At 65.0% G+C, this 19,332-nt stretch carries 24 protein-coding genes and 1 pseudogene; 17 read left to right on the top strand and 8 right to left on the bottom strand.

From position 1 onward, the window contains the following. The first annotated feature begins 58 nt into the window (after positions 1-58). From phnD to ACWUI7_RS05505, 9 genes are all read left to right on the top strand, one after another. Positions 59-1,270, top strand: coding sequence for a phosphate/phosphite/phosphonate ABC transporter substrate-binding protein (phnD, locus tag ACWUI7_RS05545; RefSeq protein WP_496641228.1), 1,212 nt, complete (start codon positions 59-61; stop codon positions 1,268-1,270). 3 nt (positions 1,271-1,273) lie between these two features. Then, entirely contained in the window at positions 1,274-2,110 is an 837-nt protein-coding gene (gene phnC / locus ACWUI7_RS05540; protein ID WP_496641227.1) for a phosphonate ABC transporter ATP-binding protein, read from the top strand. Positions 2,111-2,113: 3 nt separating this feature from the next. Beyond that, positions 2,114-2,932, top strand: a complete 819-nt coding sequence (gene phnE / locus ACWUI7_RS05535) for a phosphonate ABC transporter, permease protein PhnE (protein WP_496641226.1) — start codon at positions 2,114-2,116, stop codon at positions 2,930-2,932. Then, on the top strand, positions 2,932-3,726 hold the full coding sequence (gene phnE / locus ACWUI7_RS05530) for a phosphonate ABC transporter, permease protein PhnE (RefSeq protein ID WP_496641225.1): 795 nt from the start codon (positions 2,932-2,934) through the stop codon (positions 3,724-3,726). The genes phnE (ACWUI7_RS05535) and phnE (ACWUI7_RS05530) overlap by 1 nt, the downstream gene beginning before the upstream one ends. A 46-nt stretch (positions 3,727-3,772) precedes the next feature. After that, entirely contained in the window at positions 3,773-4,510 is a 738-nt protein-coding gene (locus ACWUI7_RS05525; protein WP_496641224.1) for an HAD family hydrolase, read from the top strand. Positions 4,511-4,732: 222 nt separating this feature from the next. After that, on the top strand, positions 4,733-5,779 hold the full coding sequence (locus ACWUI7_RS05520; protein ID WP_496641223.1) for a PhoU domain-containing protein: 1,047 nt from the start codon (positions 4,733-4,735) through the stop codon (positions 5,777-5,779). 99 nt (positions 5,780-5,878) lie between these two features. Continuing rightward, positions 5,879-6,244: a HesB/IscA family protein gene (locus ACWUI7_RS05515; protein WP_496641222.1), complete on the top strand. Its 366-nt coding sequence runs from the start codon at positions 5,879-5,881 to the stop codon at positions 6,242-6,244. A gap of 61 nt (positions 6,245-6,305) precedes the next feature. Then, a complete protein-coding gene (locus ACWUI7_RS05510) occupies positions 6,306-6,551 on the top strand; it encodes a DUF5816 domain-containing protein (protein WP_496641221.1) in 246 nt (81 codons plus the stop codon). 77 nt (positions 6,552-6,628) lie between these two features. Further along, entirely contained in the window at positions 6,629-6,967 is a 339-nt protein-coding gene (locus ACWUI7_RS05505; protein WP_496641220.1) for a DUF7116 family protein, read from the top strand. Between the two features lie 370 nt (positions 6,968-7,337). Here ACWUI7_RS05505 and ACWUI7_RS05500 read toward each other — a convergent pair whose 3' ends face one another. Continuing rightward, the gene (locus ACWUI7_RS05500) at positions 7,338-8,099 is read right to left on the bottom strand and encodes a thermonuclease family protein (protein WP_496641219.1); all 762 of its coding nucleotides are present in this window, start codon (positions 8,097-8,099) and stop codon (positions 7,338-7,340) included. 171 nt (positions 8,100-8,270) lie between these two features. On the opposite strand from ACWUI7_RS05500, the gene ACWUI7_RS05495 reads away from it, so the two are divergent. Continuing rightward, positions 8,271-8,483, top strand: coding sequence for a dodecin (locus tag ACWUI7_RS05495; RefSeq protein ID WP_496641218.1), 213 nt, complete (start codon positions 8,271-8,273; stop codon positions 8,481-8,483). Between the two features lie 21 nt (positions 8,484-8,504). On the opposite strand, the gene ACWUI7_RS05490 is transcribed toward ACWUI7_RS05495, so the two are convergent. Continuing rightward, a complete protein-coding gene (locus ACWUI7_RS05490; protein ID WP_496641217.1) occupies positions 8,505-8,984 on the bottom strand; it encodes an RNA-binding protein in 480 nt (159 codons plus the stop codon). 170 nt (positions 8,985-9,154) lie between these two features. Here ACWUI7_RS05490 and ACWUI7_RS05485 point away from each other — a divergent pair, with 170 nt between their 5' ends. The 3 genes from ACWUI7_RS05485 (at position 9,155) to ACWUI7_RS05475 (ending at position 10,674) form a co-directional block, all read left to right on the top strand. Beyond that, the gene (locus tag ACWUI7_RS05485; RefSeq protein WP_496641216.1) at positions 9,155-9,733 is read left to right on the top strand and encodes a 2Fe-2S iron-sulfur cluster-binding protein; all 579 of its coding nucleotides are present in this window, start codon (positions 9,155-9,157) and stop codon (positions 9,731-9,733) included. A gap of 43 nt (positions 9,734-9,776) precedes the next feature. Continuing rightward, complete coding sequence (locus ACWUI7_RS05480) at positions 9,777-10,232, top strand: hypothetical protein (RefSeq protein WP_496641215.1); 456 nt, start codon at positions 9,777-9,779, stop codon at positions 10,230-10,232. 115 nt (positions 10,233-10,347) lie between these two features. Then, positions 10,348-10,674 (top strand): NifU family protein, encoded by a 327-nt coding sequence (locus ACWUI7_RS05475; protein ID WP_496641214.1) that lies wholly within the window; start codon positions 10,348-10,350, stop codon positions 10,672-10,674. Between the two features lie 64 nt (positions 10,675-10,738). Here ACWUI7_RS05475 and ACWUI7_RS05470 read toward each other — a convergent pair whose 3' ends face one another. Beyond that, positions 10,739-12,196 (bottom strand): ribonuclease FAU-1 family protein, encoded by a 1,458-nt coding sequence (locus tag ACWUI7_RS05470; protein WP_496641213.1) that lies wholly within the window; start codon positions 12,194-12,196, stop codon positions 10,739-10,741. A gap of 147 nt (positions 12,197-12,343) precedes the next feature. On the opposite strand from ACWUI7_RS05470, the pseudogene ACWUI7_RS05465 reads away from it, so the two are divergent. Further along, positions 12,344-13,303, top strand: a pseudogene (locus ACWUI7_RS05465) (PrsW family intramembrane metalloprotease); the annotation flags it as partial. Between the two features lie 369 nt (positions 13,304-13,672). Here the strand turns inward: ACWUI7_RS05465 and ACWUI7_RS05460 are convergent. Together ACWUI7_RS05460 and ACWUI7_RS05455 are read right to left on the bottom strand one after the other, a co-directional pair. Then, entirely contained in the window at positions 13,673-14,653 is a 981-nt protein-coding gene (locus ACWUI7_RS05460) for an ROK family protein (protein WP_496641212.1), read from the bottom strand. 63 nt (positions 14,654-14,716) lie between these two features. Then, positions 14,717-15,370 carry a hypothetical protein gene (locus ACWUI7_RS05455; RefSeq protein ID WP_496641211.1) on the bottom strand — a complete coding sequence of 218 codons (654 nt, stop codon included), beginning with the start codon at positions 15,368-15,370 and terminating at the stop codon, positions 14,717-14,719. A 26-nt stretch (positions 15,371-15,396) separates the two neighbouring features. Between ACWUI7_RS05455 and ACWUI7_RS05450 the strand changes: the two genes are divergently transcribed. Beyond that, the gene (locus ACWUI7_RS05450; RefSeq protein ID WP_496641210.1) at positions 15,397-16,098 is read left to right on the top strand and encodes a histidine phosphatase family protein; all 702 of its coding nucleotides are present in this window, start codon (positions 15,397-15,399) and stop codon (positions 16,096-16,098) included. Between the two features lie 22 nt (positions 16,099-16,120). Here the strand turns inward: ACWUI7_RS05450 and ACWUI7_RS05445 are convergent, their stop codons facing one another. Beyond that, on the bottom strand, positions 16,121-16,504 hold the full coding sequence (locus ACWUI7_RS05445; RefSeq protein ID WP_496641209.1) for a DUF5611 family protein: 384 nt from the start codon (positions 16,502-16,504) through the stop codon (positions 16,121-16,123). A gap of 119 nt (positions 16,505-16,623) precedes the next feature. After that, positions 16,624-17,655: a DUF7093 family protein gene (locus tag ACWUI7_RS05440; protein ID WP_496641208.1), complete on the bottom strand. Its 1,032-nt coding sequence runs from the start codon at positions 17,653-17,655 to the stop codon at positions 16,624-16,626. 261 nt (positions 17,656-17,916) lie between these two features. Here ACWUI7_RS05440 and ACWUI7_RS05435 point away from each other — a divergent pair, with 261 nt between their 5' ends. Then, positions 17,917-18,231 (top strand): 2Fe-2S iron-sulfur cluster-binding protein, encoded by a 315-nt coding sequence (locus ACWUI7_RS05435; protein WP_496641207.1) that lies wholly within the window; start codon positions 17,917-17,919, stop codon positions 18,229-18,231. Between the two features lie 146 nt (positions 18,232-18,377). Here the strand turns inward: ACWUI7_RS05435 and ACWUI7_RS05430 are convergent, their stop codons facing one another. Beyond that, positions 18,378-18,572, bottom strand: coding sequence for a cold-shock protein (locus ACWUI7_RS05430; protein WP_496641206.1), 195 nt, complete (start codon positions 18,570-18,572; stop codon positions 18,378-18,380). A gap of 213 nt (positions 18,573-18,785) precedes the next feature. On the opposite strand from ACWUI7_RS05430, the gene ACWUI7_RS05425 reads away from it, so the two are divergent. Then, positions 18,786-19,331 (top strand): hypothetical protein, encoded by a 546-nt coding sequence (locus tag ACWUI7_RS05425; protein ID WP_496641205.1) that lies wholly within the window; start codon positions 18,786-18,788, stop codon positions 19,329-19,331. Position 19,332: the final 1 nt, after the last annotated feature.

Below are 19,332 nucleotides of genomic sequence, written 5' to 3'. Positions count from 1 at the left end.
GCGGCTCGTACGGCTCATAGCAGGCTTCATACGGAAATTTTCGAATGGTTCATCCGAAATGGCAGACGACTCCGGCAGACCGACGAACTCGAGCTCGAGACGACGATTCCTCTTGACTGGTGGCGCCATCGGCGTGACTGGACTGGCCGGCTGTACGGGTACCGGTGGGAGTGGCGAGAGCGGCGGAAGCGAGGAGGCCGGCGCGGGGCTCGAAAGCGATACCGACGGAAGCAACGGCGGGTCGAGCGACCCGATGCTCACGGACACCTCGGCGTTCGACCCTGCGAACCCCAACTGGGAGGAGCACAACTACCTGCTCACGGCAGTCGCGGAGAACGACTACTTCCAGGGAAGCAAGACGGATCTGGAGAACATGCAGAACCAGGACGTCGACGAGATCGCCCACGGCGCTCCGCCACAGGAGCTCCCCGACGACGAGAACGACTGGGTCGACCCCGACCCACTCATCTATGTCGACAAGCCCGGCGAGTCCGGCCAAGCACAGTTCCAAGAGAATATCCAGCCGCTTTTAGACCGGCTTGAGGAGACGACCGGCCGGTCGGTGGAGTGGCAGCCGGTCGACTCGAACGCGGCCACGGTCGAAGCGTTCCGGGCAGGGCGCGGACACTTGGGCGACATCTCGACCGGGACGTCGGCGTTCGGTGTCAACCTCGGCGGTGTCGTTCCGTTCGCGGACCCTGTCAGTCCCACGGGCCAGTTCGGCTACCGATTACTGGCGATCACCCGCGCTGATGAGGATGACATCCAGTCGGTTGAGGACTTCGCCCGCGACGACGTCGAAGTCACCCACACCGAGCCAGCGTCGAACTCCGGCAACCAGGCACCCTCTGCGCTGTTCGACCAGTACTTCGACGTGACGCCGGGAGAGGACTACGAGGTGCAGTTCTCGGGTGGCCACGACCAGTCTGGCCGCGGGATCGCCGTGGGCGACTACGACGCCGGCCCGATCTGTAGTACGTGTCTCGAAGACCTCATCGAGTCGACAGAGGACATAAATTACGACGATTTCAAAGTGGTCTGGGCGAGCAACCCATTCCCACCAGGTCCGATGGTCCACCGGTACGACCTCCATCCCGACATCGTCGAGGGGATCAAGGAAGCGACCATCGGGACCGACTGGACGGGGACCGACTACGCGGAGGAAACCGGCGAGGCCGAGTACATCCCGATCGACTACAAAAAGGTGTTTAACGACATCCTGGTCATCCAGCGGTACAACGGCGTCGAGTACGAGAGCGGGAACCTGTAGTCCATGCTCGAAACGGAAAATCTCGGAAAAACGTATTCGACTGGTGACACGGCGCTGTCTGACGTCTCCGTGACGATCGACGGCCGCGAGGTGGTCGCGATGATCGGACCGAGTGGCGCGGGCAAGAGCACGTTTGTCCGCTGTATCAACCGGTTGGTGGAGCCGACTACGGGGCGCGTCCTCCTCGACGACAGCGAGCTGACCGGTCTGGACGACGACGAACTGCGGAACGCGCGCCGAGACATCGGGATGGTGTTTCAAGAGTACAACCTCGTCGAACGGCTCACCGTGATGGAGAACGTGCTCTCGGGCCGGCTCGGCTACGTTTCGAACTGGGCCGCGCTCCGCCGGAACTTCCCGCCAGAGGACGTGGAGCGGGCGTACGAGCTGCTGGACCTCGTCGGGCTTGACGGTATGGAAGACAAACGCGTCGACGAACTCTCCGGTGGCCAGCGCCAGCGGGTCGGGATCGCCCGCGCGGTGGTCCAGGAGCCGACGATCGTTCTCGCCGATGAGCCGACATCGAGTCTCGATCCCGAGACATCGCGGGACGTGATGGAGCTGCTGACGGACATCGCCGTCGATCGCGACGTGCCGGTGTTGATTAACATCCACGAGGTGGACCTAGCCGAGAAGTACGCCGATCGGATCCTTGGGCTTCACGACGGGGAACTCGTCTTCGACGGACCGGCCGCCGACCTCACGAGTGAGTCGAAGGGGGTCATCTACCGGGGCGAGGAGCCGCCGGAGTCGGCGACCGCGGTCGGCACGAGCGAGCCGTCCGGAACCGAGCCGACGGATCACCGTCCCGAGCAACGGCCGCTGTCGGCGGAGGACTGACCGATGGCGACCGGATCGGCCACGCCGACCGACCGACGGACGTGGCAACGGCCGACCGCGTTCCGGAACCGATACACGAAGTGGGCGGTGTACGGAGCCATCCTCGCACTCGTCGTCTGGTCGGTGGCGAGTCTACAGATCACCCCCAGGCGGTTCCTCTCGGGACTCGGCTACGGCTACGAGTTGGTCGAGTCGATGCTGCCACCGGAGACCGGCAGCGAATACACGCTAAGACTGTTCGACCGCATGATCGAGACGATCGCGATGGCTATGGTCGCGACCGTCGCCGGAATCGCGATCAGTCTGCCAGTTGCGTTCGGGGCGGCGGAGAACCTCTCGCCGCGTCCGATATACTACTTGAGCCGCGGGGTCATCAGTGTCACGCGCGCCATCGACGGGCTGATCGTCGCGATCATCGCCGTCATCGCGCTCGGGTTCGGCCCGCTCGCGGGGATCGTCGCGATCAGCTTCAAGACAATCGGGTTCTTTTCGAAGCTATTCGCTGAGGACCTCGAAGACGTCGACATGGGTAGCGTTGAGGCGGTCCGGGCGACCGGGGCGACCCGGTTTCAGAGCGTGGTCTACGGGGTTGTGCCGCAGGTTGTTCCGCGGTTCGCCGGCCTTGCGGTGTACCGCTGGGACATCAACATCCGGTCGTCCACGATCGTCGGGATCGTGGGTGCCGGGGGACTCGGCGTGCTCCTCCAACGCGCCTACTCCCGATACGAGTACGACTACGTGGCAGCGATCCTGATCGCCATCATTCTCGTCGTGTTGGTCGCCGAGTTCGTGAGCGCGGTCGTTCGGCGGAGGGTTCAGTGATGGCAGGCGCTTCATCCGAATGGCGCCGATTTGACGCCCGCGAGCGGCTCTTCCGCATCGGAAGCGTGATTATTGCCGCTGCCGTCGTCGTCGGCTCTTGGGAGTGGCTTGACATCAGTCTCCGATACGTAACCACCGCGCCGACGCAGGCCGGTGACCTGCTTGGACGAATGTACCCGCCCGACTGGGGGTATCTCCCGAACGCGGTTGGGCCGCTCGCCGAGACGATCCAGATCGCCGTCGTCGGCACGATCGCCGCGGTGTTGATGGCAGCGCCCGTCGCGTATATCACCGCCGAGAACACGACGCCAAACCGAGCGACCTACGCGCTCGGGAAGCTCATCGTCACGGTCTCGCGGTCGGTTCACACGATTGTCTGGGCACTGCTCTTCGTCGTGATGTTCGGCCCGGGGGCGCTCGCCGGAACAGTCGCAACGGCTGTCCGGTCTATCGGATTTGTCGGGAAACTGCTCGGCGAGGAGATCGAAGAGATCGACTTCGGACAGGTCGAAGGAGTCAGAGCGACCGGCGCGAGTCCCTTCCAGCTGCTGGTGTACGGCATCGTGCCACAGATCAAGCCGGCGCTCGTCGGTATCTCGGTGTACCGCTGGGACATCAACGTCCGCGCGGCAACCATCCTCGGCTTCGTCGGCGCCGGCGGGATCGGTGTCCAGCTGTTCGAGGCCATCGACTCGTTCGCGTGGCGAACCGTCTCTGCGCTACTGTTTGCTATCCTCGCTGTCGTCGTCGTGAGCGAAGGTATCTCCGCGTACGCCCGACGGAAGGTCCGCTGACCACACTCCACCACACCCATTCGAACACATGGCCACGACACACGACATGGACGACACGGAAGACGGAACCGACGAGACGGCACACGACACCGACAATGGCGGTGAGGACACTGGCTCCAGTGCGTACGAGGCGGTGCTGTTCGACATGGACGGGGTGATCCTCGAGGGCCGAGGGACGGACCCAGCTGTCCACCGGCGCGCACTCGACGACGTGCTCACCGATCGCGGACTGACCGTTCCAGACGACCACTACGACGCGCTCGGTTCTGACGGCTACGACGAGGCGTTTCGTGCCGCCTGCGCGAGCGTTGGCGTGGACGCGCCGACGCTCTTTCACGAGCGCGAGATGCGCAGCGCAACGCGCGGTGTCGCCCGGCTCGCCGCCGGCAGCCGCGGACTCTACCCGGACGTGGAGGCGATCGATCGCCTAGCGAACCACACGTCAGTCGGGCTCGTGAGCAACAACTACCACCCAACTGTCGAGTTCGTTGTCGACCACTTCCGGCTCTCTGCGTTCGGCGTCGCCCGGGGTCGCGATCTCGGCCCCGACGGCTATCGGCGACGTAAGCCCGACCCGCACTACCTGAACGAGACGCTCGACGCGCTTGGCGTCTCGACGGGCCTCTACGTCGGCGATCGGGAAACAGATGTTCTCGCTGCTGAGCGTGCTGGACTCGAGAGCGTCTTTATCAGGCGGGCACATAATGCCGCTGTCGACCTCGACGTTGAACCCACCGTCGAAGTCGAGAGCCTCGACGAGCTCGTCACACTCATCACCGCGTGAGCCGACGGACGTTTCGACGCGGAGGTCGACGCGCTCCGTCCGCTGCTATATAGTTCTCTGTTGGCTCCTGATCGCTAGACGCGGCTCTATGTCTCTCACGAGATCACCCGAGGCGGACGTAACCCACATAGCAGGGTACAGGGTTGTCCGTTTAGAACCGATGGGTATGGGATCCGATCGGACCGGGACGTTCGGAGAGACGGCCGACAACCGGAGAGACCGATGACCGACGAGTACGAGTCCTACGAGCGGAAGGTACAGCTCACTGGCGGCACAACGTATACGGTTTCGCTGCCGAAGACGTGGGCGAACGAGCGGTCGCTCGAGATCGGCGACTCGGTGACGTTATATCCTCGCGACGAACGACTCGTCCTTACGCGGCCAAGCGCCGAGACCGACCACCGGACCGTAACCGTGCCCGCCGCCCGCCACGCCCCAGCCGGGATCGCCAGACTCGTCGCGGCCGCATACGTCTCGGGGGCGGATACGGTTTGCGTCGAGGGATCGCCGGATCGGCAGGCCCGGGCGGCGATCCGCGAGGCAGTTAGCGGCTTTATTGGGCTCGAGATTGCCGAAGAGACCGAGCGGACGGTCGTCGCCCGAACGATGCTTGATGTCGCCGATCTCCCGCCAGAACGGACCCTCGACCGCATGCGTGACCGGACGCTGGAGATGCACGAGGCAGCCGTGACGGCAGCACTCGACGCCGATGGCCCGGCGGGTAGACGGGTAGCCGACGAAGATGACACGGTCGACCGATTGTTCGGGCTGCTTGCACGCGAATTCCACCGGTCACTCGTCGCCGTCCCCGCACCCGTCGATGGCACACTCACTCCGTTCGACCACTACACCGTCGCTCGACAGCTCGAGCGGGTCGCCGATCACGCGGGCAAGATTGCCGACGCAGCGGCGACGGTCGAGACGCCGCCGTCAGAGGCCGTCGCAGATGACCTCGATCAGCTTGCGGCCGACGCGCGTGACGTTGTTCGCCTGTCGGTGACCGAAACGCTCGGTGGCTGTGAACCGCGGGCACTCGGCGCGGTCGTGACGGAGGCGGACGCGTTACGCGCTGAGACGAAACGTCTCGATCGGGAGCTGTACGACCGCGGCCTCGCGGACGGATACGTGCTCGCCACCGTCCTAGACAGCATCACTCGAACGATCGAATACGGCGTCAACGTCGCCGAAGCCGGACTACGCGTGGCGCTTCGCACAGACGATGTGGTAGACGACACGACTGGCGACACGGCGGTCGACGCCGCCGACTGACCGGCTCGCGAAGGCAGCCTGGGCGCCGAGTCGTGCCACCGATCGTGCGATTACTTCACACCGTTAGGGTTTTGTCTGTGTGACTGATACCTCGGGGTCATGAGTGCCGAATCAGCGAACGGAAGCAACGTCCCTGCCATCGAGGTCACCCCGTCGGCGGCCGAGGAGGCTCTCTCACTCCTCGAAAGCGAGGGGCTCGACACTACCGAGTCCGGGCTGCGGCTGTTCGTCCAGCAGGGTGGGTGTGCGGGACTCTCGTACGGGATGCGCTTCGACACGGAGCCGGAGGCCGACGACCTCGTCGTTGAACACCACGGCCTTCGGGTGTTCGTCGACCCAGCGAGTCAGAACTACATCGGCGGTAGCAAACTCGACTACGAAAGCGGACTGCAGGCCGCTGGATTCCACGTCGAGAACCCTAACGTGGTCTCTGAATGTGGCTGTGGCGAGTCGTTCCGAACGTGACTGTGGATGCGTGGCGACGCGACTCCTGTGCTGCTCTATACTCACCGTTGGTGACTTCTCGATGAGCCTTGAGGCCTCGACAACGGCGGACGGGGAGCGCGTGTACGTCGACCGACGTCGGACTGAACGCGGAGCAACTGGTCCGTTCTATATCGTATTCGCCGACGAAGCCGGCCGTGATCGGTGGGGGTTCGCCTGTGGGCACTGTGGCTCGCTCGACACCGCGATGGACACGATGGGCCGGATCCAGTGTACTGCGTGTGGCAATCAACGGAAGCCCGACGAGTGGGACGCCGCCCACGAGTGAGCCGTCAAGGACGCCGGCTGCTCCGTTCTGAGAACCGTGCGAAAGTTTATCACGGATAGCGCCGAATCGCTGCGTAGATGGCCACTGCGAGCATCCCACCGACGACGGAGGCCAGAGACGTCTTCCGCGAGCTCGGGTACAGCGTCTCAACAGACGGACGCGAGTTCGTCGCGGAACGAAAGTGGCGGCGCGTGCTTGTTACCGCGCTGTGTATGGATACCGACGAGCTCGAACCGTATCTCGCAGATGGCGGCGAGACACCCCGACTCCGGTGCTTCGTGACGTGGATCGAGAACGCAGCCGACCTCCAGCAGCACCTGACCGAGGTGAAACCGCCGTACGACTGGGCGGTTATCGGCGTCGACGACGACGGTGACGACTTTTCGGTGATGGAGGGGGCCCCAGGCAGCCCGTGAACAAGACATCTTGATCCCACCTGCTGTGGCGCGCGCCTCGCGGGTCGCCGGAGGCGTGCCCGTGAGCGCGTGCGAGGGATGAACGAGTCGCCTGCGGCGACTCGCGAATCGGCTGGGGAGGGTGTGGCGGTAATTGGTGTCCGGGAGTCACGCGGTCGTGTGCACACAGACACTACCACAGCGATCGTACAGAATCGGCTGGGGAGGGTGTGGCGGTAATTGGTGTCCGGGAGTCACGCGGTCGTGTGCACACAGACACTACCACAGCGATCGTACAGAATCGGCTGGGGAGGGTGTGGCTGAAACATGTGTCCGTGTGTCACGCGGTCGTGTCCGTCACGGAGCCACTGTAGCGACCAACACAGACGGTTCACGTTGTCTCGCGCTGACACGCCCAGAGACCGGCCCCTGTCGATCGTGCGTCCATCTCCGCGGCGTCGAACGCGTCGGCGTGCTCGAACGCCGACTCGTAGACACGGGCGTGGCCGGCCGCGACCAGCTGCTGATTGAGACGCTCGCCGTCGACGACGACGTACGCCAACAGTCGGTCGTAATCGCCTCTGGTCGGGGCTAATGCATCGAACCGGATAGTGACCGTCTCGTCTTCGACCGCGCGCTCGACGAACGCGGTCGCGGCCGCTCCGGACTCGGTCAGGCACCGACGGCCGACCGCGTCGTTCGGCACTCCCTCGAACTCGGACGGATACGTCTCGCCGCGTGTCTCCGGTGCGTCGACCCCGAGCAGTCGAACGGTGTCGAATGACCCGTCGGCAAACTCCACGTCGACCGTGTCGCCATCGACGACCTCGACGACAGTTGCCTGCCTGTCAGCGGGTGGCTCCGTGCCAGAAACAGCCGGTATCGAGTCGTCGACGTCGCCGAGTTCGACCCCGAGTGCACCCGCACCGCCGACGAACAACAGCGCCCAGCAGACGACCCCATACCCGAAGCCGGCGACGGCAGTCGACACAGGCGCGTCGTGACTAATCCCCGGGAGCCCACCGAGTCCGTCAGCAGTCCCTCGCCAGTTCGTTCCGACGGCGAGCGCGACGACCACCGGAAAGAACGCGACAATCATCCCGACGACGAGCGCCGCTGCACCCCCCTTCGCCAGTAGACGCCCGATTCCCATCACCTCCACACTAGACCCCGATGTACTAATACCCAGTCATGGCGGAATCGAGGGTGTAGCACGCGTCGTCGGGCCGACACACCGACGACAGCCTCCCGAATCTATATGCTCCCTGGGGCCCACTCCAAACATGTTCAGCAATCGACACGCATTCGCTGGACGTGGTACCCCATGACATTCAAGAAGATCACGTTGATCGGAACGAGCGAGGAAAGCTTCGACGCCGCCGCCGACGCCGCTATCGATCGCGCCGAGGCCACCCTAGAAAACGTGTACTGGGCGGAAGTCGACGAACTCGGCGTCGAGCTCGCGGACGGGGCTCGCGAGTATCAGGCCGAAGTAACGGTCGCGTTCGAACTTGAGCCATCCACAGAGGCAGAGTGAGACGGTGTCGGCGGAAGCGGGTCACGCCGTGAACTGATACAGCTCGTCGCCGACGTGGTGAATCGATGAAACGACCTTTCCGCTGTCGCCGACCATCGCGTCCCCGTCGGTGAGCGCGCGGCCGACGGCAAGCGCCTTCCCGTGGGTTTCTTCGACGACAACGACGAGGTCACGGTCTGTGATACTGGCGTCGGCTTCGACGATACCGGGGCGCATCACGTCTGCCCCGTCTGAGACGAATGAAATCGCGCCCGCGTCGACGGTGACGACACCGGCGCTCGGCTCAAGCGCGTTCGCACCACGAACGGTGAGAAATGGTTCCTCGTCGACGTAGAACACGAGTGGCTGGTCGTCGACGAGCACGAGATCGACATCGACGTCTTCGAGTTCGACGAGCTCGAACGTGTCGCCGTCGAGGTTGACGTCGAGGGCGTCGGCGACCGTTTCACGGATCGCCGTGACCTCGTCGCTCCGGAGGTGGTGACGGGATTTCACCTGCATATCGTCTCGATCGACCGGCCAAGCGATAAATGGACCGCTCCACGCGACGCGGATGCGCCTTCACAGCCGAGAGCGTGATCGCCGACCACCGGCTCGACGCCGTTTCGTCGTGTTCTCGGACAGTTGGCCCGATCAAAACGGTATTAAACCACCTCTTCATACCGATTGGTATGTTTAGCCCACTGCCGATCGCGCTCGCAGCGATCGCGACGCTGACGGTCGTGCTCGTCAGTACGCTCAAAGGAACGGGGTGGGAGCCCACCGGTGACATCTCCGATGAGATCCTCGAACGCCGCGCGAAGTCGCTGCCTGAGACCGACTTCCCCGAGCCCGGTAACCGGGCGCTCGGTGGTGGCGGCGGTGGCGGAGCGATCCCCGCTGGCGGCGAGGCTGGCGAAGGCGAACTCGAAGAAGGTGGCGCCGTAAGCGCGGGACCGGCCGACATCCCCGAAGACGAGATCGAGTACTTCGACGTCGAGTTCGCCAAACAAGGCGAGACAATCGAGCTTGCGAACAACCAGACGATCCTCGAGCAGGGCGAGGATCACGGCTGGGACCTCCCGTACGCCTGCAGACAGGGACAGTGTGTCTCGTGTGCTGGCCGCGTCGCTGACGGCCCCTCTGAGGACTACCTCGAACACGATAACCAGCAGATGTTAGAAGAGGCCGAGTTGGAAGACGGCTACACCCTCACCTGTGTCGCCTATCCGCGGGACTCGTTCACCATCGAGACCGGCGAGGCGCCCTGACGCGCCACGACACGCTTTTTCACTGTTCGCCCGAACTCCCCCTGTGTCACTCCCCACCGTTTCACCCGCGTTGCCGACATCAGTGATCGATCCTGTGCCCTTGATCATGGGCTCGGCGGGGACACTCGCCACCGGTGCGGTCGCACTCGTCGCCGTCGCCGGACTCGTGTACTGGGACGCCGGCCGAATCAACGTTGATGCCGGGTCACCAGCGCTGTGGGCCGGACTGGTCGCGGGGACCACCGGGGCGGGCGTGGCGACCGCGCTTGCCGTTCCCGACGCGCCGCTTCCAGGTGTGTTAGTAATTATCGCGCTTGGTCCGTTGTTGTACGCCTTAGAGCGCGAGGATTCGGTTCACGGCGAAGCGCCAGCAGATCCCACCCAGCTCCCGAGCGCCGCGAGTTCGGACGCAGTGAGAGACCACGGACACGACGACACGGGTGATGGTGACACGAGCGTGAAAAACGGCGAGACCACACGCAGCGACGCCGAGCGCTGACGCCTGCTCGGCGTTCATGTGATCGTCACCTATCATCGGTGATATACTTCGTTTCGGCGCTGTGAACGAGTGCCAAACCGCAACCTTCCAAAGGGCCGGGCGTGAATAGGTGTGCATGACAGACGAGAGCCTCGTGGAACGGATCGAGATGTGGATGACCGGACAGATGCCGATCATCCAGATGCACGGCGGCACGAGCGTCGTGCGTGAGGCCAACCCCGACACGGGTGAGGTCGTCGTCGAGCTCGGGGGCGGCTGCTCCGGGTGTGGCGTCTCGAACATCACCGCCGAGAACATCCGTCGCGATCTGATCATGGACTTCGAAGAGGTTACCGACGTGACGGTCCGAGTCCCTTCCTCGGGCGACCAGGGCGCCTCCACCGTTGAGGGAGGTCGCGGCGGTGATCTCAAGTACGAGACCGACGCTGCGAACCACTTCTAGTCGCTGCGACCAGCGCGTCTCGTTGCCGCGACCGGCTCACCATGCACACCCACGTGTGACCGCCTCACAGCGCGTTTTCCAGCGCTGCTGCGACTGACCGTGCGCGGTCTGCGAGCGCGTTCGGTGTGTCACCCGCTTCGACTGACTCGTCGAGTTCTGTGTCGTCGACCCGCTCAACCCGTCCGTCCGGGTGCTTGATAACATCGACGTGGAGGTCGATGTACCGTGCCGCCTTCGGGAACACCTCAACCGGCGTACAAACGTTGACGTACGTACCTCGTACCGTTCCATCCGTGCCCCGGTACGTGGTCGGGTACCACCATCGCCCTTCCGCGAGCTTGGTCACCGCGATGTCGCCCGCTCTGCGCGGAGTGTCGAGCCCGTCGTAGCGGCCCCCCGGGCTCATCTCGCGTTCGACGGTCACCGTCTCGGCGTCGATCGCCGTCACAGTCCCCTCACCGAGAGTGATGCGTCGCCCGTCGGGCTTACCGTGTTCGATCCGGAGTACGTCCCCAACCGCCGGCCCAAAGGCCTCACGAACCGCCGCGAACGGGAACGCAGCGTCCTGGTCTGGGTCACACACCGCTTCGGCAAAGTCGACGCCCGCGGACGCGGCAGCAGCCCCGGCCTTGATCCGGTGATGGCCGGGCATCGTCGTCGTCACCCGACTGCGGACCGCATCGAGTTCGAACCGAGACTCTCGGCCGAACCAGACCCACGCACCGGCACTCGGTCTGGCGAGCGCTCCCTCCCGAGCTGTCGACCCATTGTCGCGCACGCCAGTGACCGCGCTTGGATCGGGCTCCCCCGACGACGCGTCGTCGATCGCGGTCGTGAGCCGCGCTGTCTCGTCGGCCGCCCGGTCGATGGCGCCCTCGAGCACCTCCGTCTCCGCCTCAAGGGCAGCTGGCCCCCACACCGCACGCCACCCACTCGGTGGCTCGATCCCGAGCAGGTCGAGCATGCCGACCAGCTCGCGGGCCGCCTCGTCGTCGCGGGCGTCCACTTGCGTCCCCTCGCCAGGCTCGAGCGTCACGAGCCCGGTGTCGACGCGTAACCCGGTTCCGAGCGTCGGTCGTCGGGTTGTCCACGGTGGGACAGACGTGCGGACTTGCACGCAGACGACGTCGCCGGTCTCGATGCGCGGGCCGACGTTTCGATACGGGAGGAACCCCTCGTGGTCGGCGGTCCCGCCGAGCGCGACGACGGCGCCGCGCTCGTTGGTTGCCGTCACCTCGGCATCGAACACGGCTCCAGGCGGGGTTGGGTCGACCCACGCCACCGCATCGACGCCGACGTCGGTAAGGAGTGCTCTCGCTGCGGTCACGTCCGCGTCGGCTCCTCGCAGTCCGACGCCTTGGCGGGTATCGGTCGTCTCGACAACGAGTGACGGTGGCCCGGCTGGGAAGTTGGTGTCAAAGCGGCGACGAATCGGCGGTGATGCGTCGACGACGGCGTGGTCTTCGTCGAGCAGGAGGCGGGTGAGCGCCGTGGCGTAGATGCCACGAATCCGTGCGTTCACGCCGAGTCACCTCTCTCGTCGTGGGACGTCGACTGGTCTCTATCGAACCCTCGCATAGACGTCGTTCGACGCCCGGCCGCTTGGACCCTCCGGCATCGATGCGATCCTTGGGGACCGCTTAAGGCCGATGCCAGCGAATCAATTGCTATGGGTTCGCGATCAGATCCCGTCGAGCGCGCGGCCGACGACGGCTACGATCTGTACGACGTCGCCACGTGGGAGAAGCGAACCCGGCTCGACGCGGTGGTGGTCGCACTCCACTGGTTCTTGACACGGTCTGTGAAGGCGGTCGTGGTAGTGCTCGCGGCCGCGATCCTCCTCGGTATCCTCGCATCGGTCGGGGTCGGTCTGCTCTTCGATCCGGCCGTTGCTGCACTCGTCTCGCTGTCGGCGATCCCGGCGTTCGCCCTCGCGGCGTACGTATACGTCTCGGATGTGACCGATGGGGAGCCGCTGTCGTTGCTCGTCGTGACGTTTTTGCTGTCGGTGTTGACCGCCACGTTTGCGGCGGTGTTCAACAGCGTCACCCGTCCGTTCTTTACCCCACTGGGATTCGCCGGTTCCGTTCTGTTCTTTTTTCTCATCGTTGGGCCGGTCGAGGAGTCAGTGAAGCTCCTCGCGGTGCGACTGTATGCATACGTCGACGTCCGATTCGATGCGGTGATCGACGGTGCGGTGTACGGGGCGATAGCCGGGCTCGGCTTTGCCGTCATCGAGAACCTGTTGTATATCGCTCAGACGGTCGAGCTCGCTGAGCTTAGCCTCGGCCTCGCCGCACTTGGTGCCGGCGACGGCATCACCGCCCTCCGTGCGCTCGCTGGTCCCGGCCATGTCGTCTACTCGGCGTTCGCCGGCTACTACCTCGGACTGGCGAAGTTCAATCCCGGGCAGCGGGGCCCGATCGTACTCAAAGGCATCCTCATCGCCGCCGTGATCCACGGACTGTACAACACGCTGGTCGGCCCGGCGACGACGGTTCTCGGGACGGCACTCGGGCTCTCACAGCTTCCGGCACTGTTCGTCTTTGTCGTTGGGTTCCAGGGCGCGTTCGGGCTGATCCTACTCCGAAAGCTGCGCCGCTACCGCGACGCGTTTCGAACGGTGCGCGCCACCGATCGAGGCTATGCCGCCACATCGTCCGGTGACACGAGCAAGCGATCATCCGTGCCGGCACTCCCCGACGACCCAGACGTGACACAGACACCAGGCGCCGTCGACCCAACGGTGGCAGGCTCACACGCGGCGACTGACTCGCAGCCGAACGCCGAACACGACCTCACCGCATGGACGTTCGACGCGGTGCAGGCGTCGTCTCTGGAGACGGCCGACGATGCGGGGACCCCCGAGACCACGGATGCGTCTGCGATGAGGGATGCGGCCTCATCGGCCGACACACCGGCACACGAGCACACCGACCCAGGCCCAGACGACGACCGGTCGACGTCGGACGACACGCGGTGACCGCTCACCACTCGCTCACGGCGGGGTGTCGACCCGCGACCGGTCGCCGGTCCCTCTGGTGAGTGCGCTCGCGAGGGCCCCCTCGACAACGACCTCATCGCCGAGTTCGGTGAGCCGAATCTCGGGGACGTTGATGAACACCATGTCCGCGAGCTTCTCACGAACTGGATCGAGGACGCGCGTCGGGTTGTTGAGCGCGACCGCGCCGCCGACGCTCACGACGAGCGGGGCGTACGCGTGGATCACGCTGGCGATCCCCATCGCGTTCCAGTGGGCGAGTTGGGTGACGACGTGATCGGCGAACGCGTCGGTGTCGGCCGCCGCGAAGACGTCTGCGGCGGTAAACGCGGGCTGGTCTATCGGAAGGCTCGTCTCGACCGGGTCCTCGGCGTGAAGCGCCTTGGCGTACGCCGGAATGTTGTTGCCCGAGCAGTACGCCTCCCAGTGGCCATTGAGGCCGCAGCCGCACGTCATAAAGCCGCTCGGGTCGATCGTCATGTGGCCGACCTCGCCGGCGTTCCCGTCCCACCCAGAAAGCACCTCGCCGTCGACGGCGACTCCGGCACCGATGCCCGAGGAGATGGTGAGATACACCATATCGTCGGGATTTTGTTCGGCGTGGAACCGCTCGCCGATAACCCCGGCGTTGGTGTCGTTGTGGAGGTACACGTCTTCGGTTTCGAGCAGCTGTGAGACCGGACCGACGAGCGGGATTCGCTCGACCGAGTCCGGGAGGTTCGCCGGGCCGTCGACGACGCCAGCGGCGAGATCGAGCGGCCCGATCGACCCAATTCCGGCGGCGACGACCGCACGGGGTTCGATGCCTGCCTCGCGGCAGGCCGTCCGGACCACCTCGAGGACCGCCTCGGTCACGGCGATACCGGTCGGTCCACGAGGCGTCTCGCGCGTGTCCGCTCCGAGCACGCTCGCCGTCTCGTCGCCGACGACCGCCCGGACGTTCGTGGCGCCGAGGTCGACGCCCACGTAGTACGCCATCAGCGATACCAGGAGTTTGTCGACACTTAACCGGGACGGTTCGGTCGAGTCACCTCCCCGCCCTCACGGTGGGTCGACGAACCGCGGCTCTCCCGGTGGCCGACCGTAGTCGACGATCCAGTAGCGGTCGTCGTAGTGGCCGACGTTCTCCGGTTTGAGCTCGTCGTAGTGGAACACCTCGTCGTGTGCGGCGAGCGCTCGTCGAATCAGGGACAGTGCCATCTCTCGATCTGCTTGCGGTGGCGGAACCGTCGCGTGCGGCATCATGAGCCAGTCGCCGTCGTCGTCGGCCGCGAGCACGGGGAGAAATGGGTGTTCACCGACACTCGCCCACAGCGCTTGCTCTCGGCGGTTCTGTGGCTTCCCGGCACCCATTTCAGCGGAAGGGCCGTACCGTGCAAGCTTCGCGATGTGCGGCTCGTCGCCCTCGACCGTATCGGCCGGGAGCTCGACGGCGACGCGCCCGGTGCCCACGCCGACGCGTCGCACGCCGTACCGCTCGTCTGCCCGCTCGAGTACCCGCTCTTCGCCGGGTGCGAGCTCGTGAAAGTATGTCCGGGCCTCGCCGGCAGGCCACGACCACGTGCGCCCGGCGTACTCCCACCTCGTCTCTTCGACGTCGAGTGCTGAGAGCGCTGCACGCCGAGCCGCCTGCAGCCGCCTCGCGGTCTCCGACAGCCCCTCGGCGAGCGACGGCGGGATAGGCTGTGCGGCCATCCTCCACGAGTATCCGGCGGAGCGGTATGAGCGTGTCGTCCGCGGGGACGCTCCGCTTGGTCTGCCGGCTACACGGCAGGCGGTTGCTCACCCAACGAAACCAACTTCTCGCCGGGGGACCAGATTCAACCGTGTCTACACTGCTGATCCGTCACGGCGAGACCCAGTGGAACGCGGCGGGGAGAATACAGGGCTGGGCGCCGGTGCCGCTCTCGGACCGGGGCCACGAGCAGGCAGCACAGGTCGGCGCTGTTCTCGCAGCCAACGACGACGTCGACGTCGACCGGATCGTGAGTTCTGATCTCCGACGGACACACGAGACCGCAACCGCGATCGCCGAGGCAGTCGGCGCCGACGTCGAGACTGACCCGCGGCTCCGCGAGCGCGACTTCGGCGCCTTCCAGGGGCTGTCTTCTGCGACGTTCTTCGAGCGATACCCAGCCTTTGACCTCCTTGAGGCGGGGGCGGACGCGCTCTCGACCGCACCAGAGAGTGGTGAGAGCTGGACGGCGGTCCACGAGCGCGTTCGCGCAGCAGCCGCGGACGTCACCGACCGACCGGGGACGACTGCCGTCGTCACACACGTGAATCCGATACGGCTGCTTGTCGGCGAGCGCCACGGGCTGGATCCGATCCGCTCGCTCACCGAACTCTCGTTTGCCAACTGCAGCGTGAGTGAGATTACTGCCGACGAGGTCGTTCGTGAAGACGACGTCCCGTGGGCCTGATCGTGTCTATCGTCGCGTTCGCTCAGTAGTCCGGGGCGTCGTCTTCGACGGCCCGCTTTAGGGAGTCACGGCGCGACTTCGCGTCTCGACCGGTCGCTTCGAGGAGGAACTCGTTTTTCGCGTCGACGGCGTCCGCGGCGGCGTCTGCGTTCCCCTCGGCGATAACGTCTTCTGCCGGTCGCTCCTCGAAGTGAACCGCGAGCCGGTCTTTCTTGCCGCTGTACGTCGCCGCGCCGGCGACGATTCGGTCGAATACCGGATTCTCCGGCGTCTCGACCACGTACAGGTCATTTCCGTCGTATTCTTCGCTTCCCGTTACGGGTCCGAAGTACGCCTCGATAGATCCTTTCAGGTCCGGCATGCGATCGTCGAGATGCTCCCCGCGACGCATCTTGTACTCCTTCATGCGCCGACCGTTTGACAGGGGTGGGTAAACCAGTTACGTCTCGAAAACCCGCGTCCAAGCGGGTATCACGCCTGAACCGTCACGCCAGAGACAGTCGACCGACCACACACCACCTCCCGTCACCGGGAGCGCTCGGCGACGTACCCCCCTCGACACGACGGACACACGTCACCGGCCCGCAGCGAGCTTCCCTCCGTGTCCGTGGTCATTCCACACGCCGGACAGTAGTACTCGGTCGGTCCGCGCAGCGGCGTCTCCTCGACAGCCCCGTGACCTTGCTCGCGTGAACGCGTCAATCCGGTGCCCGCATCGGCCTGTGTTGACGCCGCGCGGTCGTCAGCCGCCGCCCCACCGACGTACGCGACGGTCTCGTCGTCGGTCTCACTCGAACCGCTCGACGCCGACGCGTTGTACCCCTCGTCTTCGGCGTCGTGGGTCGGCCACGACTGCTGGCCGTCATCGGCCGCCGCGGACTCATCTGCGGGCGTATTAACCGCCGGCCACGCTCCGCGCTCACGGCTGTTCTGCTGACCGGCTCCCTCCGCCGTGGTCGTTGAACCGTCTTCGTCGTCTGCAGCCGGCTCAGACTCGAGGATCTCGGCGCCGTCGTCGACCGGGTCCTCCTGGTCGCCGGTCGTCGAGTCTGCAGCACTCTCCTCTGTAGGTGTGGTGTTCTCGGTCGTCGGGTTCTCAGCCGTTGCGTCCTTGTCCGTCGCGTTCTCGGCCGTCGCATTTTCGGCCGTCTCCTTGATGAACTCAACGCCCTTGTCTGTCTCCGACGTGGCGGCCGATGCTGGTGGATTATCTGAAGTTGTCGACTCCGTCCGCGAAGAAGCCGACGTCTCGACCGATGCCGGCTCGTTGGTGGATGATTCTTCGGTCGACGGGTCGTCCGTCGACGGTTTATCGGCCGATGGATCGCCCGATAGGGTCTCTGTCCGTGTTGCGCCCTCGCCGACGGTTTCTGCTTCGGCGGTGAGCCGCGCCATCGTCGTAACCTCGGTGTTCTCGCTGACGACTCGGGTTTCGCCACAGCGAGCACACGTCTGGACCTCCCGGAGCGTCGTAACGACCTCCTCACCGTCCTCGACGCGCTCGCGTTCTATTTCGGGCGCGGAATAGTCGTGTCCGAGCAGACACTTGAGTCCCATTACCCCGTCCTGCGGTGCCGAGGGTAAAAAACGCCCCGTCGACGTCGGACGCCCGGCGCACGTGTGGAATTGCCGGTTCATGCTCCTCTTCGGGCTCACGCTACCTTCGGTGTGAACCGCCTCGGGGTCAAGTGGTTCGAGACGCGAAGCGTCTCGTCATCACGGAAATCGGAGATTTCCGTACGACCCCGAGGCACTCGCCTTGTTTTCTCTGTAGATGCCAGGCTCTTTGAGGGTCGACTGCGTACGCGATGACGTCACATGCCCACCGTATCCTACCAGGGCGAAGAGATCGAGTGCGAGAACGGCGACATACTGCGTGACGTGTTGAAACAGGCCGGGCTCTCCGTGTACAACGGAAAGTCCGAGACGTTCAACTGCCGCGGGATGGGATCGTGCGGGACATGTGCGGTAAAAGTCGACGGAGAGGTGAGCGAGCCGACGACAAAGGAGTCGGTTAGGCTCTGGCTCCCGCCGCATCACCCGAGCCACGACGTCCGACTCGCGTGTCAAACGCGCGTCGAGGGCGACGTCGAGGTGTCGAAAGGGCGTGGGCTCTGGGGTCAACACATCTGAGCGCGTCCCGGTATTTTGCGGGCGCAGCCACGCTCACGGTGTGAAATTACCCCGCGACGGAACTGTGTCCGCGGTGCGGGAGACGCTATAATTGAACGTGTGAGAGCCGTCGTCGGCACGTGCCGGACGACCCGCCTTGGTCGGGTCTACTGCCGAACGACGTTGCTCGCGCGAGGGCCCTTCGGGGACGACTCGATGTCGAACTCGATCGCCTGTCCCTCCTCGAGGTCCGGTCCGCCAACGTCTTCCATGTGAAAGAACACGTCGTCGTCCGCGTCGTCAGTCGAGATGAAACCGTAGCCGCCAGTGTCGTTGAAGAAGTCAACTTCGCCTTCTGCCATTGCATTCAGACAAACGGTCGGTCCAGTTATAACACTTGTGAGTGTGCAGTTACCACGGACATAGCTAGACGATCGTATTCTGTACCGGACGAAGACCGTACACATAGTGTCCGTATCGACGACTCAACGAACGATCGACGACCACTCTGTCGGTTCTGCGCCGACGCGCGACGGACACGGGTGTTTACATTTTATGCCGACACAGTCACAGTCGTGTCTCGAATCCTCCGCGCGAACGGTCCTGCGCTGCTCGTGCCGGCCGCGTGGCTCGTCGCCGCAGCCACCGTCGTCGGCGTCGTCTCCGAACACGCGCTGTTCGTCGCACATGTCGTGATGAGTGTCCTCCTCGTGGCCTTCCTTGTCGGCTCGCGCGGCGAGATGGCTGCCGGCGCCCTCCGAGTCTGGAAGGTGATCATCCTCCTTGGCACGCCCGTGACGCTCGGCGGTGTCACCGGGTTTCTCGCGCGCAGTGGCGTGGTTGCAGTGCCCGCGACGCCGCTGTTGGCGATCGCCGTGTACGGCTGGATCCTTTTGCCCGCGGTCGGCCTCGCACTCACCGGTCGGCGCGCACAGCAGGCCGCGAGCGCGTATCTCATGGGCGCGGGCGGGTGTGTCGTCGGGGCGCTCGCCGTCGCGCTCGCCGGGTCGCCGACGGCGGTCGCTGCCGGGCTCGGTGTCGTCGGCCTCAGCCAGACGATCGGCATCCTCGCGGCGACCGTCACCGGCTCACCGAGCGTCTCGCCCACGGCTGCCGACTGAC

The sequence above is a fragment of the Halorubrum orientale genome (assembly GCF_059623105.1).
Note: the sequence above shows the minus strand (reverse complement) of the source record. Positions and strands in the feature narration are given on the sequence as shown.

Coding starts and splice junctions, on each gene's coding strand:
- ACWUI7_RS05485 (WP_496641216.1), top strand. CDS start 9,155: ATGTTTAGCCCACTGCCGATCGCGCTCGCAGCGATCGCGACGCTGACG.
- ACWUI7_RS05450 (WP_496641210.1), top strand. CDS start 15,397: ATGAGCGTGTCGTCCGCGGGGACGCTCCGCTTGGTCTGCCGGCTACAC.
- ACWUI7_RS05475 (WP_496641214.1), top strand. CDS start 10,348: ATGACAGACGAGAGCCTCGTGGAACGGATCGAGATGTGGATGACCGGA.
- ACWUI7_RS05490 (WP_496641217.1), bottom strand. CDS start 8,984: ATGCAGGTGAAATCCCGTCACCACCTCCGGAGCGACGAGGTCACGGCG.
- ACWUI7_RS05445 (WP_496641209.1), bottom strand. CDS start 16,504: ATGAAGGAGTACAAGATGCGTCGCGGGGAGCATCTCGACGATCGCATG.
- ACWUI7_RS05430 (WP_496641206.1), bottom strand. CDS start 18,572: ATGGCAGAAGGCGAAGTTGACTTCTTCAACGACACTGGCGGCTACGGT.
- ACWUI7_RS05495 (WP_496641218.1), top strand. CDS start 8,271: ATGACATTCAAGAAGATCACGTTGATCGGAACGAGCGAGGAAAGCTTC.
- ACWUI7_RS05510 (WP_496641221.1), top strand. CDS start 6,306: ATGAGCCTTGAGGCCTCGACAACGGCGGACGGGGAGCGCGTGTACGTC.
- phnE (WP_496641226.1), top strand. CDS start 2,114: ATGGCGACCGGATCGGCCACGCCGACCGACCGACGGACGTGGCAACGG.
- ACWUI7_RS05500 (WP_496641219.1), bottom strand. CDS start 8,099: ATGGGAATCGGGCGTCTACTGGCGAAGGGGGGTGCAGCGGCGCTCGTC.
- phnE (WP_496641225.1), top strand. CDS start 2,932: ATGGCAGGCGCTTCATCCGAATGGCGCCGATTTGACGCCCGCGAGCGG.
- ACWUI7_RS05435 (WP_496641207.1), top strand. CDS start 17,917: ATGCCCACCGTATCCTACCAGGGCGAAGAGATCGAGTGCGAGAACGGC.
- ACWUI7_RS05455 (WP_496641211.1), bottom strand. CDS start 15,370: ATGGCCGCACAGCCTATCCCGCCGTCGCTCGCCGAGGGGCTGTCGGAG.
- ACWUI7_RS05525 (WP_496641224.1), top strand. CDS start 3,773: ATGGACGACACGGAAGACGGAACCGACGAGACGGCACACGACACCGAC.
- phnC (WP_496641227.1), top strand. CDS start 1,274: ATGCTCGAAACGGAAAATCTCGGAAAAACGTATTCGACTGGTGACACG.
- ACWUI7_RS05520 (WP_496641223.1), top strand. CDS start 4,733: ATGACCGACGAGTACGAGTCCTACGAGCGGAAGGTACAGCTCACTGGC.
- ACWUI7_RS05505 (WP_496641220.1), top strand. CDS start 6,629: ATGGCCACTGCGAGCATCCCACCGACGACGGAGGCCAGAGACGTCTTC.
- ACWUI7_RS05440 (WP_496641208.1), bottom strand. CDS start 17,655: ATGGGACTCAAGTGTCTGCTCGGACACGACTATTCCGCGCCCGAAATA.
- ACWUI7_RS05515 (WP_496641222.1), top strand. CDS start 5,879: ATGAGTGCCGAATCAGCGAACGGAAGCAACGTCCCTGCCATCGAGGTC.
- ACWUI7_RS05460 (WP_496641212.1), bottom strand. CDS start 14,653: ATGGCGTACTACGTGGGCGTCGACCTCGGCGCCACGAACGTCCGGGCG.
- phnD (WP_496641228.1), top strand. CDS start 59: ATGGCAGACGACTCCGGCAGACCGACGAACTCGAGCTCGAGACGACGA.